Raw genomic sequence first — 13,599 nt, forward strand, 5'->3', positions numbered from 1 at the left:
CGAAGCATGACGTTCTTTTTGGCCGGCCCCCTACCCTACCGCCGGCTCCGCCACCTGCTGCCGGCCCAAGTATTGCGCCATGCTGCTGGCCAGAATGATTTGCAGCGCATGATACAGCATCAGGGGCAGCAGAATCAGCCCGGTGGCGGCACTGGCGGGAAACAGCAGGCTGGCCATTACGCTGCCGTGCACCAGCGACTTCTTCGAGCCGCAGAACACGGCCACAATCTGGTCGGCCCGCGGGAAGCCCAGCCGGCGCGTCAGGCCCCAGATGGCGCCGAATACTACCAGGTACAGCGCCACCATGCCCGCGCCCAGCTTCACGATGTCGGCCGGCTGGTAGCGGGTGAAAATGCCTTCGGCGAAGGACTCGCAAAAGGCGGTGAAAACGATAAGCAGGATGGTAACCTGGTCGAAGATGCGCAGGCCGGCCTTGTGGCGGTCCACTGCGGCATGGAAGCGGGAATTGAGCGCAATGCCCGCCCCTACCGGCAGCACCACCTGCCACAGCAGCTGCACCGCCAGGCCCCACAGCTGGCTGCCGCCCGTGCCGGTGTGCAGCACCAGGCTGGTAAGCAGCGGCGTGAGCACGATGCCAATCAGGCTGGAAACGCTGGCGTTGAAAATAGCCGCCGGCAGGTTGCCGCCCGCAATGCTCACCATCACCACCGACGTGGAAACCGTGCTGGGCAGCGCGCACAGAAAGAAAATACTCTGCCACAGCAGCTCGCCGCCCTCGCCGCCGAAAAACGGCCGCACGGCCAGCGCCAGCAGCGGAAACAGCCCGAACGTGGCCAGCTGCACCACCGTGTGCAGCCGCCAGTTGCGCATGCCTTCGCGCAGCTTGGCAAAGCTCAGCTTGAGGCCGTAGAAGAAGAAAACCAGCCCCACGCCCACCGTGGTGATGAGGTGCCAGGGCACCGGACTGGCCTTGCTGCCCAGGCCGGGCTGCCAGTAAGCCAGCCCCACCACGCCAATCAGCGCCAGCAAAAACCAGTCGAGTCCGGCGCGGGACAAAAGAGCCATGAAACGGTTGGGAGCGGGCGGGGCCTGGGGTTGCGTCATGCGCAAGAATACGCAGCAGACGGCTTTTGGGTGGGCCTTTTCGTCGTCCTTCGCTGCGCTCAGGATGACAAACGTTTTACTTTAGAACAAGCGCCGCTACTCGCCGCCTCCCCCGCCGCCGCTGCCCAGGCCGGGCGCGGCATTGCCCTGCACGCCCTGCACGTTGGGCACGCCCATCTTCTCTTCGCGCTTGCGCTGGTACTTGGCAAACTGGACGGGGTTGAGCACGTCTTTCAGGGCTTCGAGGCGCGAGCGGCCGGCGCTTTCGATGATGCCGGCCAGCTTGCGCGGGTCGGCCTTGTAGCGCAGGCGGCCGTTTTCGACCTGCTCCACGCCCCGGCGGTTGATGACGCGCACTTTCTCGGTTTGCTGAGGGGTGAGGCCCAGGTTCTGCTGCATGTTGGTGGTGAGGGCGTTGGCCTTGGCATCAATCACGGCATCGGGGGCAAATTCCGTCTGGGGCGCTTGCTCCGGCGCGGGGGCGCTTTTGGCTACCGGGCCTTTGGTCTTGACGGTGGCCTGGCCGGGGGTTTTCGACTTGGTTTTGACGGTGGCCGGGGCCTGCGCCAAGGCCTGCGGAGCGGCCCCGGCCAGCAGCAGCGACGCGAGCAGGACAGGTTTCAGTTTCAGGGAGTGGAGGCGGGTTGATACAAGCATTACAGAAAAAGAGGGGTGAGGAAGAGGTAAATATCGGCCTAAATCCCCACCTGTTGCGCCCCTAACGTGCCGCCAGCTACCTTTCGTGCCAGAAACCGCCGAAAAACCGACGCCCCGCCCGGCGGCGTGCAACCTTTCGGCCCCATTTGGCATACAGCTACTCATGAAAAACGCCAAACGCTCCAAAACCAACTGGCTGCTGGCCGCCGGCCTCGGCACCGTAGCCCTGGCCGCCACCCTCTGGGGCAACCGCCGCGGCTCTTACGACCTGAGCGGCCGCGTGGTGCTCATCACCGGTGGCTCGCGCGGGCTGGGCCTGGTGCTGGCCCGCCAGGCCGTGGCCGAAGGGGCCCGCGTGGCCATCTGCGCCCGCGACGAGGCCGAACTGGCCCGCGCCCGCCAGGACTTGCTGATGGCCGGCGCGGCCGAAGCCGACGTGCTCACCCTCTCGCGCGACATCACCAACGAGGTGGAAGTACGCACCATGGTAGCCGAGGTGGAAAACCGCCTCGGGCCGATTGACGTGCTCATCAACAACGCCGGCATCATCACCGCCGGGCCGCTGGACAACATGGACACCCGCGATTTTGAGGATTCGATGGCCGTGCACTTCTGGGCGCCGCTGCACGCCATGCAGGCCGTGCTGCCCAGCATGCGCCGCCGCAACGCGGGCCGCATTGTCAATATTTCCTCGCTGGGCGGCAAGGTGGCGCTGCCCCACATGGCGCCCTACAGCGCCAGCAAGTTTGCGCTGGTGGGCCTGTCCGAAGGCTTCCGGGCCGAGTTGAAGCAGCATGGCATTTCGGTGACGACGGTATGCCCCGGCCTGCTGCGCACCGGCAGCCCCGACCACGCCGAAGTAAAGGGCCAGCACGAAAAAGAGTTTGCCTGGTTCAGCATTGCCGATGCCATGCCTGGCTTCACGCTGAATGCCGAGCAGGCCGGCCGCCAAATCTGGAACGCCTGCCGCCGCGGCGACGGCGAGGTCATTCTCTCGCTGCCGGCCAAGTTCCTGGCCGCTTTCCACGGCCTGCTGCCCGGCACCACCACCGACATTCTGAGTTGGATGAACCGCGCCCTGCCCGCCACCGGCGAAAGCCCCGCCGCCAACGTGCGCCGCACCGGCTTCGAGAGCGAATCGGAAATCACCCGCTCGCCGCTCACCACGCTTACCCGCAAAGCGGCAGCGAAGAACAACGAACTGTAGGGCAATTGGTCATGCTGAGCGCAGCTGAAGCATGACCGTTCTGTTTTATTGCTTAATTCGTTCGCTATTCTCACTACAGAGTCCCGCGCCGCCGTTTGGCCACGGCGGCACCTGAGGCACTGGTTTGCCGGCGGTTGTGAATGCCCAGGAAACCGTTGTGCAGGATGCCGTGGTGCCCGTAGCGCCGGTGAATCGGCTTGTGATGGCCGGGCATAATCTTGCGGTTGGGGTCGCGGAACGAATCGAAAATACCGGAGGCCGAAGCCTTCGCTCCGGTCAACAAACCCAACAAGCCAACGAGTACCAAAACATTGCGAACCATAGCGTTGCGATTAGGATAAAGAAATCTGACAACCCACCGCTGAGCGGCTTATGGTTTCTTAACCCAGGGAAGGGCAGAATTATTACATCGCAGAGGTCATCATTCGACGGTTGGGCGTATCGAGTCGACCAGACTGATGTAGAGACACGACACTTCGCGTCTCTACATTTTTGCGTTGGCGAAGGCGTGGCAGCCGCGGCTTTTCAGCGCGTTCAATGAGCCATCGAGGCAGCCGCCGAGGGCACTGCCGCTTTTTTTCTGGCAGAAAGGACAGGCGTGCAGGTCGCCGTCGGTGTCCACGTACAGGAACCGGTCGGCCGCGCCGGTGCAGCCCATGCGGCGCTGGTGGTAGCCGTAGTAGTGCACGATGGGCCAGCCGAAATAATCGGAGGCAAAATTCATTTTCAGGTAAAATTCTTCCAGCAGCGCAAGCTGGGCCGGGCTCAGGTCGACGGCTTTGCCCGCGTAGTGCCCCACGGCGCGCGGCTCCAGAATCTGGATGAAGGTGACGCCCAGCTGCCGGGCCAGCTCGGCGTAGGCCCAGAGGTTGGCGCCGGTGGTAAATTCCTGGGTGACGCAGAGCGAGAGGTTCACCACGAGGCCGGCTTCGTGGGCGAAAGCTGCCGCCTGCACGGCATGCTGGTAGGCCTGCGGCGAGCCGCGAAAGGCGTTGTGCCGGGCCGGCTCGTGGTGGTCGAGGCTGATGGTGACGCCGGTGAACCCCGCCCGCCTGAGCCGGCCGGCGTTTTCGCGGGTGAAATTGAAGCCCGAGGTTATCACCCAGAAATCGGTGCCGGGCCGGGCGGCGGCCACCACGGCCACCAGGTCGTTGACGCGCAGCATGGGCTCGCCGCCGCTGAAAAAAATCTGGCTGACGTGCCGGGCCTGAAACGCGGCCACCAGCTCGCGGATGTGGTCCCGCGTCAGGGTTTCGCGCTGGTTCAGGGCGTCCCACTCGAAGCAGTGCTCGCAGGCCAGCGGGCATTTTTTGGTGATGGCCAGAAACACCAGGTTCAGCGTTTCGGCATCGCCCCGGAACGGCACCAGCCGGTTGATGGTGGTGGCAATGTAATTGTCGTAGGCCTTGCCGGGCCAGCCGGGCGCGTAGTATTCGCGGTAGTAGCGGCCGGCTACGCGGGCCGTTTTGCGGATTTCGAGGTCGCCGTAATACTCCCGCTTCAGCTCTTCAACGCGCCTGATGGCCAGGCCCACACGGGCCGGCGTGCGCAGAAAGCGCCACAGCAGGCGCGCATCGGCCAGCTGAAACAGCCCCGCCACGAGGCGGCGCTTCAGGCCCGAGGCCAGCACCGTGGGCGGCAGGCTGGGCGGGGCCACCGGCGCGGCCGGCGCTTCTACATAGGTAATGTCGGTGATGAGTGTGGCTTCCATAGGGGTTAGCGTTGGGCGAGAACGGGTGTGAACTGCTGGGTAGCGGCGCGGTACTGCTCCTTCGAGAATTCGATGAAGCGGCCGGGCTTTTTGAAGGCGTATAGCTCGGGCAGGTTGGGCAGCCCCTGGAAGTCGCGGATGTGCTCGTAGTAGCCCTTGGTGCGCAGAAAGGCGGTGCAGCGCGTGCCGGCGGCCGGCGCGGGCAGGTGGCTTTGGTAGCTGAGGCTGGCCACGGAGCCGGGCCGGGGCTGGCTCAGGTACAGCGTGTCATCGGCGGCCAGCTGGGCGCGGGCGTCGGTGCCGCGCTCGGTGCGGGCGCTGCTCAGGCGGCAGTTGTCGAGCTGCACGGGCACGTTGGGGCTGCAATCGAGCGCGGCATAATCGACCTCCCAGAACATGAAGCCGCATTCCAGCTTCACGCGCACCTGCCCGGTGGCATTGGCGGCGAAACCGAGCGGCACCACCAGGTCGCGCGCGGCTAGCGGGCCGATGGTCGGGATGGTTTCGGCCAGCTGCCAGCCGTGGCCGGCCTCCACGTACACCTTCAGCGGAATGCTCTGGTCGAGGCTCCACTGGCGGTTTATCTCGGCGGGCTGGGTCTTCTGCTGCGCCGCCCAGCTGTTGTAGGCCGTGCCGAATTTCTCAATAAACGCGCCGTAGAGGTAGTCGAGCCACAGCGAATTCTGGGCGTGCAGCACCAGCTTGCCATGCCGGGCAGCGGCGGGTTTGGCAAAGCTCAGGGTGAGGCTGTTGGGGGCGCTGCCGGGCTGGTCTTCGTTGAAGAGAAAGGCGCTATGGTCGGTGGCCTGCAGCTGGGCAGTGCAGTCGTGGCCAGCCTGCGAGCGGGCCTGGGTGGGCGGCAGCGGCGTTGTCAGCGTCTGGACGTGGCCGCGCTGGTCGAGCAGCACCTGCGTGCCGGCCGGGTGCTGCACCAGCCACAGCTCGGCCAGGTTGGTGTACTGCCGCTCCTTCAGCTCGTTGCTGATTTTGAGGCGGTATTCACCGTTTTCGGGCTGCATTCCGGGCAGCGGCAGGTAGTCGTTGCGCTCGGCCGGCGCGAAGATGGCCCCGCCGTAGGCCTCGCCCACGAAGCGGTATTCGTGCCCATCGTAGGCGTACACAAACGGGCAGGAGCTTTTGGTGAGGGCAACGATAACAGCCAGAATGGCCACCACCCCGGCCGTAATGCCCAGCCCGCCCAGCACATAGGAAGCCGTGGTTTTGCCCGAGTCTTTCTCCACCAAATCAATCTGCCTGATGGACGCGAACGGAATGCTCACCCGGTCCTCGGGGCCGGGCTGCACGTCGCTGATGTACACGTGCACGATGTTCAGCACCTGCTCCGCATCCCAGCGGCGGTAGCGGGGCGATACGCCTTTCCCGGGCGGCGTCTGGTAGAACTCCACCACGCCCTTCACCGGCTCCCGATTGCCTTCCAGCACTTCGCCGTTGAGCTTCGGATTGCGCAGCACCCACGCCGCATCGCCCTGGTGAATGACAAACAGCTTCGACTCGGCCAGCAGGTTCACGTTGTCGCGGCTCACCGGCTGGTCCTTGGTGCGGTAGTAGTTGCAGCCCGAAAGCAGCGGCACGAAAACGGCCAGCAGAAACCACGAAATGGCGGCCGCTACCGGCCGGCAGCGCAACAGCTTCAGCAAACTGAAATAGGGAAACAAGCGGGTAATTGTTGGCTTCATCGCAAGGCACTTAAAGTGGAAAACCATGTCGCCAAGGTAGCCGCCACTTCTGCGCAGTCAAGTTCAATAATTGCGATAATCAGACCTTAGCAAACCGCGGTTTATCAGTATAAGCATTTCATAATATGGATTATAGACCCAGCCCGGCAAGACCTCTTGGCAGCGTGCGGCTGTTGCATTACGGCTTGCGCTTTGGCAGCCCCGCGCTAGTTTTAGCCCATGCATTTCCCCGTCGAGCTTGCCCTGGGCCCCGCCCGCCTGCCCGTGCACCTGCTGTGCGAGGTGCTGGCCTACACGCTGGGGTTCCGCCTCTACACCTACCTGCGCGCCCGCCACCCCGACCACATTAGCGCCGAGCACCGCCAATGGATTTTTGTGGGCGCGGCGGCCGGGGCGCTGCTGGGCTCGCGCCTGCTGGGCCTGCTGGAGCACCCCGAGCTGCTGCTGCACCCGCCCGGCGGCTGGCTGTATTATTTCACCAACAAAACCATTGTGGGCGGCTTTCTGGGCGGCCTCATCGGAGTGGAAGTCACCAAGAAACACCTGGGCGTGACGGCCAGCAGCGGCGACCTCATGGTGTTTCCCCTTATTCTGGGCCTCGCCATCGGGCGGCTGGGCTGCTTTTTCAGCGGGCTGGAAGATGGCACCTACGGCAACGGCACGGCCCTGCCCTGGGGCATCAATTTCGGCGATGGCGTGCGCCGCCACCCCACCAACCTCTACGAAATTCTGTTGCTGGCGGCGCTGGGGCTGGGGCTGTGGCTGCTGGAGCGCCGCCAGGCGTTGGCCAATGGCCGGCGGTTTCAGCTGTTTCTGAGCGGCTACCTGCTGTTTCGGCTGCTGGTGGAGTTTATCAAGCCCACCCCTCCCCTGCCGGGACTGGGGCTCACGGCCATTCAGTGGGCGTGCGTGGCGGGGCTGGGGTATTACGGCTGGCTGTGGCTGAGGGAATTGCGGAGCCGCAACAAAGGCTCGGCCGTTGCAAAAGCATAATTCAGGACAGCAGGCAATTAAACTGTGCGGCGGCTTCACCGTCCATTCAGAAAAAACGCTTGCTCCATGACCCGTTTCTATACCTTCCTGCTGCTGGTGCTGCTATGGGCACCGGCCCGCGCCCAGTACGCCGACCCCAACTACCCCAAGCCCACCACCGGCTACGGCGCCGATGGCCCGCATCCGGTGGCCTCGGTTTCGTTTCCCAACCTCAACTTCCTGGGCCACAGCATCGAAGTGTATTACCCGGCCGATGCCACCGGGCGCGTCCCCACTATTTTCTATAGCCACGCCTTCGGCGGCAACGTGTCGGCCAACATCATCGGGGTGCTGGAATTTGCGGCGCGCAAGGGCTACGCCATCGTGTTTGTGCCCTACCAGACCACCGGCGTGACGGTGGCCGACCGCTACACCAACCTGCTGCAGGGCTTCCGGCGGGCCGCCCGCCGCTACCCTGCCATCATCGATACCACGCGGGTGGGCTTTCTGGGCCATTCTTTCGGGGGCGGGGCGTCGTTTGGCAATGGCCTGCGCTGCTTTCTCGACAATGGCTGGGGCCAGAACGGCCGCTTCATCTACTCGCTGGCGCCGTGGTACGTGTACAACCTCACGCCCGCCGAGCTGGCCAGCTTCCCAAGCAATACGCGCCTGCTGGTCGAAATCTTCAACGACGACGACACCAACGACCACCGCATGGCCATCGATGCGTTTCGCAACGTCAACATCCCGGCGGCCGAAAAAGACTTCCTGCTGCTGCGCTCCGACACGCTGGCCAACCACACCTACGCCGCCGACCACGTGGTGCCCAACACGGCCGCAGCCTTCGATGCCCTGGACTACTACGCCTACTACCGCCTGCTCGACGCCCTCTGCGACTACACCTTCACCGGCAGCCTGGCCGGCAAAAACGTGGCCCTCGGCCACGGCAGCGCTGCCCAGGTCACCATGCCCACCGGCCTCAAGCCCCTCATTTCGAGCGCCAACCCGCTGGTGCGCTGGCCCCAAAGCAAGTACCTGTATCCGTGCAGCGATGCTCAGAATCCGCGCATTCAGTTCTGCGCCAGCGTTGCCACGGCCACGCTGGCAGGCGCGGGTGCGGCGGGCCTGGAAATTTACCCCAACCCGGCGGCTACCGCTCTCACCATCAGCGGGGCTCCCGCCAACCAGCCGGTGCGCGTGTTCAACGCCCTGGGCAGCCTCGTCCTCACCGCTTCCGATGCCCGCCGCCCACTGGCGGTGGCCGGCCTGCCGCCCGGCCTGTACTATCTGGAAGTGGGCCGCCAGCGCCTCCGCTTTCAGCGCGAATAGAACCCCTGCCGTCCGCGCGTCAATGTCCGATTTTCTTGCCACCTTGCTACTCCGGTAGCCGTAGCCGCTGAAGGGGTTCTTCAGCGGCTATTTGTTGGCCGTAGGTTATTCCGGCACCGCATATATCGTCAGTTTCAGCTACGGTAGTAATTCCAAGTTGTGCACGCCATAAATACCTGCCATGAAAATCGCCTTGCTATTCTTTTTTATTTCCTTTATTTCAACCCAATCAGCGCACGCTCAGGACGCAAAATGCAATAGCTTTAAAAACGGCACTTTCAAATTAATTGACAACGGCCATTCGACTATTATAAAACGCTCGGGCGCAGAGCAAAGCGAGTTTTTTGATGGTGCAAAAAAACCAACAACCTATAAAGTCAGCTGGATTAATGACTGCACCTATGTGCTAACGCCTAATCAGGATGTATTTGACAAATACCCTGCTATGCCCAAAAACGCGCAATTAACAGTCAGAATAATCAGTACGACCGATAGTTCCTACACGCAGGTATCTGCGTCAAATTTTTTCGACCGCACTTTCACTGCTACTGTAATTAAAACGAATTAAATACTTCTTCCAAACCAGTAGAATAATTCCTTTCCACACCATGCCCGAACGGCCCTACACCTACTACGACTTCACCCTCAGCCTCTGCCCGGAATGCCTGCGCCGCATCGAGGCCAAAATCGTCTTCGAAGACAATAACGTGTTCATGCTCAAGCGCTGCCCCGAGCACGGGCGGCAGAAGGTGCGCATTGCCACCGATATTGAGTACTACAAGAGCATCCGCAACTACGTGAAGCCCAGCGAAACGCCACGCCGCTTCAACATGGCCACGCATTTTGGCTGCCCCTACGACTGCGGCCTCTGCACCGACCACGAGCAGCACAGCTGCCTCACCGTCATCGAGATAACCGACCGCTGCAACCTCACCTGCCCCACCTGCTACGCCGAGAGCAGCCCAACCCACGGCCGGCACCGCACCCTGGAAGAAGTGGAAGCCATGGTGGACCTGGTGGTAGCCAACGAGGGCGAGCCCGACGTGGTGCAGATTTCGGGCGGTGAGCCCACGCTGCACCCGCAGTTCTGGGAGATTCTGGACATGTGCAAACGCAAGCCCATCAAGCACTTGATGGTGAATACCAACGGCGTGCGCCTGGCCAAAGACGAAGCGTTTGTAGCGCGGCTGGCCACGTATTCGGGCGCGTTCGAGGTGTACCTGCAGTTCGACTCCTTCCGCGAAAACGTGCTGCTGACCATGCGCGGCCGCGACCTGCGCGAGGTGCGGCGGCAGGCCATCGAAAACCTGAACAAATACAACCTCAGCACCACGCTGGTGGTGACGCTGCAAAAGGGCCTGAACGATGACGAGATGGGCGACATCATCGACTACGCCCTGAAGCAGCGCTGCATTCGCGGCGTCACGTTTCAGCCCACGCAGGCGGCCGGGCGGCTCGATAACTTCAACCCCGAAACCGACTCGTTTTCGCTCACCGAAGTGCGGCAGGGCATCATCGACCAAAGCCCGGTGTTCTCGGCCGCCGACCTGCTGCCCGTGCCCTGCAACCCCGACGCGCTAGCCATGGCCTACGCCCTGAAGCTCGACGGCGAGGTATTCCCCCTCACCCGCTACGTGGACCCCGCCGACCTGCTCACCAACGCCGGCAACACCATTGTGTATGAGCGCGACCCGCGCCTGCGCCAGCACATGCTCAAGCTCTTCAGCACGGCCAACACCGTGGACACGGTGGTGCCCGAAATCAACCAGCTGCTGTGCTGCCTACCGCAGGTTTCAGCGCCCAATCTGGGCTACGAAAACCTGTTCCGCATCATCATCCTGCAGTTCATGGACCCGTGGAATTTCGACGTGCGGGCCGTGAAAAAGTCCTGCGTCCACATCGTGAGCAAGGATTTGAAAATCATTCCGTTTGAAACCATGAACATCTTCTACCGCGACCAGGAGAAACTGGCCCGGCTGGAGGAATTGCGGGGCGAACGCCAGGGAGTGATATGAGCGAGCCCACTCCCCCTAAACCCCGTGGCCACTTTGGCCGAATTGTGCTTGCCAACCTGATTGTGATGGTCGTTATTCACACCGGACGGCAGCTCGTCGATTCCGATAGCAGCATTCTCGGGCTGCTGATAGCGCTGTGGCTGCTGAATGCCGTGATGGGGCTGCTGCTCCTCGTCACCGGTGAGCGGGAAAACGGGCTTGCCTGCTGGACATCGGCCCTGCTGATTGCCATTGCAGGCTTCAGCGAATGCAGTACCCATCTGCACCTGGGCGGCATGCACTAACCACCGTTCCATCAGACTTTCACCATGGAAAAGCCTACTTTCGGTCGCATTGTCCGCAACAATCTGCTCATCCTGCTGGCCGCCGCTGCCCTGCTGGGCCTGGCCGTGAAGTGGATGGATGGTTCAGCGGCCATCCTCTTTGGCCTTTTTTATCTGGGGCAGGCATTGGTCAACCTCATTCTGGCCCTGACGCACCTGGGGCGAGGACCGCAGGAAATAGGTGCCGCTCCTTATTTCCTTAGCATGCTGCTGGTGCTGCTCATCGGCTTTGGTGCCTGCACCGGCTTATTCGTGCTGGCCGACGGCGGTAGCAGCATGCACTGAAGCCGGCGCGGGCTGGCATTTGGGGCAGAGGTACGTGGCCCGACCGCCCACGTAGTATTTCTCAATCCTGACCTTTGGGTGGCGCGGGCAGAAGGTGTGCGCGTCGGAGCCGGGCGTGGCCGGGTCGTCCCACTCGCGGGCGTGGATGAGGAAGGACTTGGGGAAATGCCGGTAGTTGGCCTCGTGGTCGATGGCCGTGTGCAGCACCAGCTGAATAGCGGCGTGCAGGGCCTTGAATTCCTTTTCCGACAAGGACGAGCCCAGCCGCTCGGGATGAATTTTAGCCTGAAACAGCACCTCGTCCACAATCCAGTTGCCGAGGCCGGCCGTGATGCTTTGGTCGAGCAGCAGCGGCTTGAGCAGCGTCTTGCGGCGGCTGAGTTTCTGCTGCAGCTCGGCGGCGGTAATGGCCAGCGCATCGGGGCCGATTTTCTTGGCTTGCTGGTGGGCGGCGGCGCTGTCGGCCAGCCGGATGCGGCCGAACTTGCGCGGGTCGATGAAGGCCAGGCGCAGGCCGGAATCTTCGAGGTGCAGGGCTACGCGGGTGAAGCGCGGGGCGTCGGGCTCGTCGCGGTAGGCGCCCACGTCGCCGGTCATGCCGAAGTGCAGCACCAGCACCCGGCCGTTGTCGAGTTCCAGAAAGCAGTTTTTGCCCAGCCGGCTGGTGCCCGCGATGGTGCGGCCCACGAGGCCGGCGCGGAGCTGGTCTTCGGGCGTGGCCAGTACGTGGGCATCGTTCACCTGCAGGGCGGCAATGGTCTGGCCCACGGCCAGCTCGTCAATAAATCGGCGGTAGGTTTCGACTTCGGGTAATTCGGGCACGGAGAATTTGTGAAGGTTTTGGGCTGATTTTTATGCTTCGCTAACAGCATATTTCCGGTCGGGGTTGCACTCACGGCCCGGTCATCGTCAATAAAACGCTACGCGGCAGAAGCCTTTGGCAACCGGTCTGCGTCTTACCCAATTGAGCCCGCTCCCGGCACCGGGGCGCGCCCGCATTCATGCCCACGCCCGCCGCTTTCGACGACCTGCTTGCCCGCTGCCTCCGCCGTGAACCGGCGGCCCAGCGTGCCTTGTACCTGCGCTACGCGGGGCGGATGCTGGGCATTGCCCGCCGCTACGCCTACACCGTGCCCGAGGCCGAGGACATTCTGCAGGACGCCTTCGTGAAAGTGTTTGCGCACTTGCCCGAATTCCGGGCCGGCGGCACGCTCGAAGGCTGGATTCGGCGCATCGTTGTCACCACGGCCATCAGCCACTGGCGCAGCGGCCGGTTACGGCACGAGAGCGAATCCCAGCCCGTGGAAGACACAACCCCGCCGTCGATGGCCGTGGATGCCACGGCTTTCGAAGGCCTGAAAGTGGATGAGGTCCTGAAGCTCATCGAGCTGCTGCCGCACGGCTGCCGCGTGGTACTGCTGCTGTATGCCGTGGACGGCTACTCGCACAGCGAAATAGCCGAGCTGCTCCGCATTCAGGAAAGCACTTCCAAGGCCCAGCTCAGCAAAGCCCGCAAGCAGCTGGCGGAGCTCTACAAACGACAAAACGATTACATCCGATTATGAGCACTCAATCCGAAGATAACCTGCTGGACCAGTCGCTGCGCGACGTATTCCGTGACTACGACCTGCCGCCCGATGACCACCCCCGCGTGTGGGAGGGCGTGGCCGAGCGCATTGCGACCCTGCCCGCCACCAGCACAGGCCTGTCTTACCGCTTCCTGCTGCCCCTCACGGCCGTGGTGGGCGTGGGCCTTGGCTGGCTGCTGCCCCATCCGGCGGCGGTGCCGGCAGCCAAACCGGCCGCGCCGGCCGTGCACTTTGTGCCAGCGGCGGTGGCTACAGCGGCATCACCGGCCGTGGCCACAGCCGCGCTGCTTCCAGCCGCAGAGGCGGGGGAGCTGCGGCCGGACCACCAGCTGGTGGCGCGGCCCCAGGCAGCCAGCCACAAGCGCCGGGCAGCGGCAACGCAGCGGCCAAATCAGGCCCAGGCGGCCCCCCGGGCGGTGCTCGACTCCGCCAGCACGGCCGCTGTGCAGGCAGCCATCACCCCCGAGGTAGTGGCGCCGGCCGACAGCGCGCCGGCCGTGCCCTCCTCCCCCGCGCCAGTGGCTTCGGTGCATCCGGGCACGCCACTGGCCAGCGTGCCCGCGCAGCAGGCAGCCGCCGGGCCGGCAGCCAAAACCCCGAAACCGGCCGGCACCAACGAGAAGATTGTGTACAAGAAGCTCTCGCAGCGGCAGCCCGAAGGCCGGCGGGGCATCGGGCGGTGGTTTACGCGCTTTTTCCAGGGCGTGCGGCACTGGCTGAGCTAGCCTGAGCGCATTTCACCCACTTTC

The 13,599-nt window shown here is 63.5% G+C and carries 15 protein-coding genes; 9 read left to right on the forward strand and 6 right to left on the reverse strand.

Going from position 1 to position 13,599, the window contains the following annotated elements; translation table 11 throughout:
* Window positions 1-30: 30 nt before the first annotated feature.
* Together ACYVHT_RS03350 and ACYVHT_RS03355 are read right to left on the reverse strand one after the other, a co-directional pair.
* Window positions 31-1,026, reverse strand: a complete 996-nt coding sequence (locus tag ACYVHT_RS03350) for a bile acid:sodium symporter family protein (RefSeq protein ID WP_460547925.1) — start codon at window positions 1,024-1,026, stop codon at window positions 31-33.
* Window positions 1,027-1,161: 135 nt separating this feature from the next.
* On the reverse strand, window positions 1,162-1,722 hold the full coding sequence (locus tag ACYVHT_RS03355) for a hypothetical protein (protein ID WP_460547927.1): 561 nt from the start codon (window positions 1,720-1,722) through the stop codon (window positions 1,162-1,164).
* A 163-nt stretch (window positions 1,723-1,885) separates the two neighbouring features.
* Between ACYVHT_RS03355 and ACYVHT_RS03360 the strand changes: the two genes are divergently transcribed.
* Entirely contained in the window at window positions 1,886-2,929 is a 1,044-nt protein-coding gene (locus ACYVHT_RS03360; RefSeq protein WP_460547929.1) for an SDR family NAD(P)-dependent oxidoreductase, read from the forward strand.
* Between the two features lie 73 nt (window positions 2,930-3,002).
* Here ACYVHT_RS03360 and ACYVHT_RS03365 read toward each other — a convergent pair whose 3' ends face one another.
* From ACYVHT_RS03365 to ACYVHT_RS03375, 3 genes are all read right to left on the reverse strand, one after another.
* Window positions 3,003-3,251 (reverse strand): hypothetical protein, encoded by a 249-nt coding sequence (locus ACYVHT_RS03365; protein ID WP_460547931.1) that lies wholly within the window; start codon window positions 3,249-3,251, stop codon window positions 3,003-3,005.
* Window positions 3,252-3,413: 162 nt separating this feature from the next.
* The gene (locus ACYVHT_RS03370; RefSeq protein WP_460547933.1) at window positions 3,414-4,640 is read right to left on the reverse strand and encodes a radical SAM protein; all 1,227 of its coding nucleotides are present in this window, start codon (window positions 4,638-4,640) and stop codon (window positions 3,414-3,416) included.
* Between the two features lie 5 nt (window positions 4,641-4,645).
* Entirely contained in the window at window positions 4,646-6,337 is a 1,692-nt protein-coding gene (locus tag ACYVHT_RS03375) for a hypothetical protein (protein ID WP_460547935.1), read from the reverse strand.
* A gap of 219 nt (window positions 6,338-6,556) precedes the next feature.
* Between ACYVHT_RS03375 and ACYVHT_RS03380 the strand changes: the two genes are divergently transcribed.
* The 6 genes from ACYVHT_RS03380 (at window position 6,557) to ACYVHT_RS03405 (ending at window position 11,261) form a co-directional block, all read left to right on the forward strand.
* The gene (locus ACYVHT_RS03380) at window positions 6,557-7,330 is read left to right on the forward strand and encodes a prolipoprotein diacylglyceryl transferase (RefSeq protein WP_460547936.1); all 774 of its coding nucleotides are present in this window, start codon (window positions 6,557-6,559) and stop codon (window positions 7,328-7,330) included.
* Window positions 7,331-7,396: 66 nt separating this feature from the next.
* Window positions 7,397-8,638: a T9SS type A sorting domain-containing protein gene (locus tag ACYVHT_RS03385; RefSeq protein ID WP_460547938.1), complete on the forward strand. Its 1,242-nt coding sequence runs from the start codon at window positions 7,397-7,399 to the stop codon at window positions 8,636-8,638.
* Between the two features lie 181 nt (window positions 8,639-8,819).
* The gene (locus ACYVHT_RS03390) at window positions 8,820-9,206 is read left to right on the forward strand and encodes a hypothetical protein (protein ID WP_460547940.1); all 387 of its coding nucleotides are present in this window, start codon (window positions 8,820-8,822) and stop codon (window positions 9,204-9,206) included.
* A 40-nt stretch (window positions 9,207-9,246) separates the two neighbouring features.
* Window positions 9,247-10,653 (forward strand): radical SAM protein, encoded by a 1,407-nt coding sequence (locus ACYVHT_RS03395; RefSeq protein ID WP_460547942.1) that lies wholly within the window; start codon window positions 9,247-9,249, stop codon window positions 10,651-10,653.
* Window positions 10,654-10,697: 44 nt separating this feature from the next.
* Window positions 10,698-10,937, forward strand: a complete 240-nt coding sequence (locus ACYVHT_RS03400) for a hypothetical protein (RefSeq protein WP_460547944.1) — start codon at window positions 10,698-10,700, stop codon at window positions 10,935-10,937.
* 24 nt (window positions 10,938-10,961) lie between these two features.
* The gene (locus ACYVHT_RS03405; protein WP_460547945.1) at window positions 10,962-11,261 is read left to right on the forward strand and encodes a hypothetical protein; all 300 of its coding nucleotides are present in this window, start codon (window positions 10,962-10,964) and stop codon (window positions 11,259-11,261) included.
* On the opposite strand, the gene mutM is transcribed toward ACYVHT_RS03405, so the two are convergent.
* The gene (mutM, locus tag ACYVHT_RS03410) at window positions 11,223-12,083 is read right to left on the reverse strand and encodes an Fpg/Nei family DNA glycosylase (RefSeq protein ID WP_460547947.1); all 861 of its coding nucleotides are present in this window, start codon (window positions 12,081-12,083) and stop codon (window positions 11,223-11,225) included. The genes ACYVHT_RS03405 and mutM overlap by 39 nt on opposite strands.
* 179 nt (window positions 12,084-12,262) lie before the next feature.
* Between mutM and ACYVHT_RS03415 the strand changes: the two genes are divergently transcribed.
* Window positions 12,263-12,826 (forward strand): RNA polymerase sigma factor, encoded by a 564-nt coding sequence (locus ACYVHT_RS03415; RefSeq protein ID WP_460547949.1) that lies wholly within the window; start codon window positions 12,263-12,265, stop codon window positions 12,824-12,826.
* Window positions 12,823-13,575 carry a hypothetical protein gene (locus tag ACYVHT_RS03420; RefSeq protein ID WP_460547951.1) on the forward strand — a complete coding sequence of 251 codons (753 nt, stop codon included), beginning with the start codon at window positions 12,823-12,825 and terminating at the stop codon, window positions 13,573-13,575. Before ACYVHT_RS03415 ends, ACYVHT_RS03420 begins: the two co-directional genes overlap by 4 nt.
* The last annotated feature ends 24 nt before the right edge of the window (window positions 13,576-13,599 follow it).

Source organism: Hymenobacter daeguensis (genome assembly GCF_054780555.1).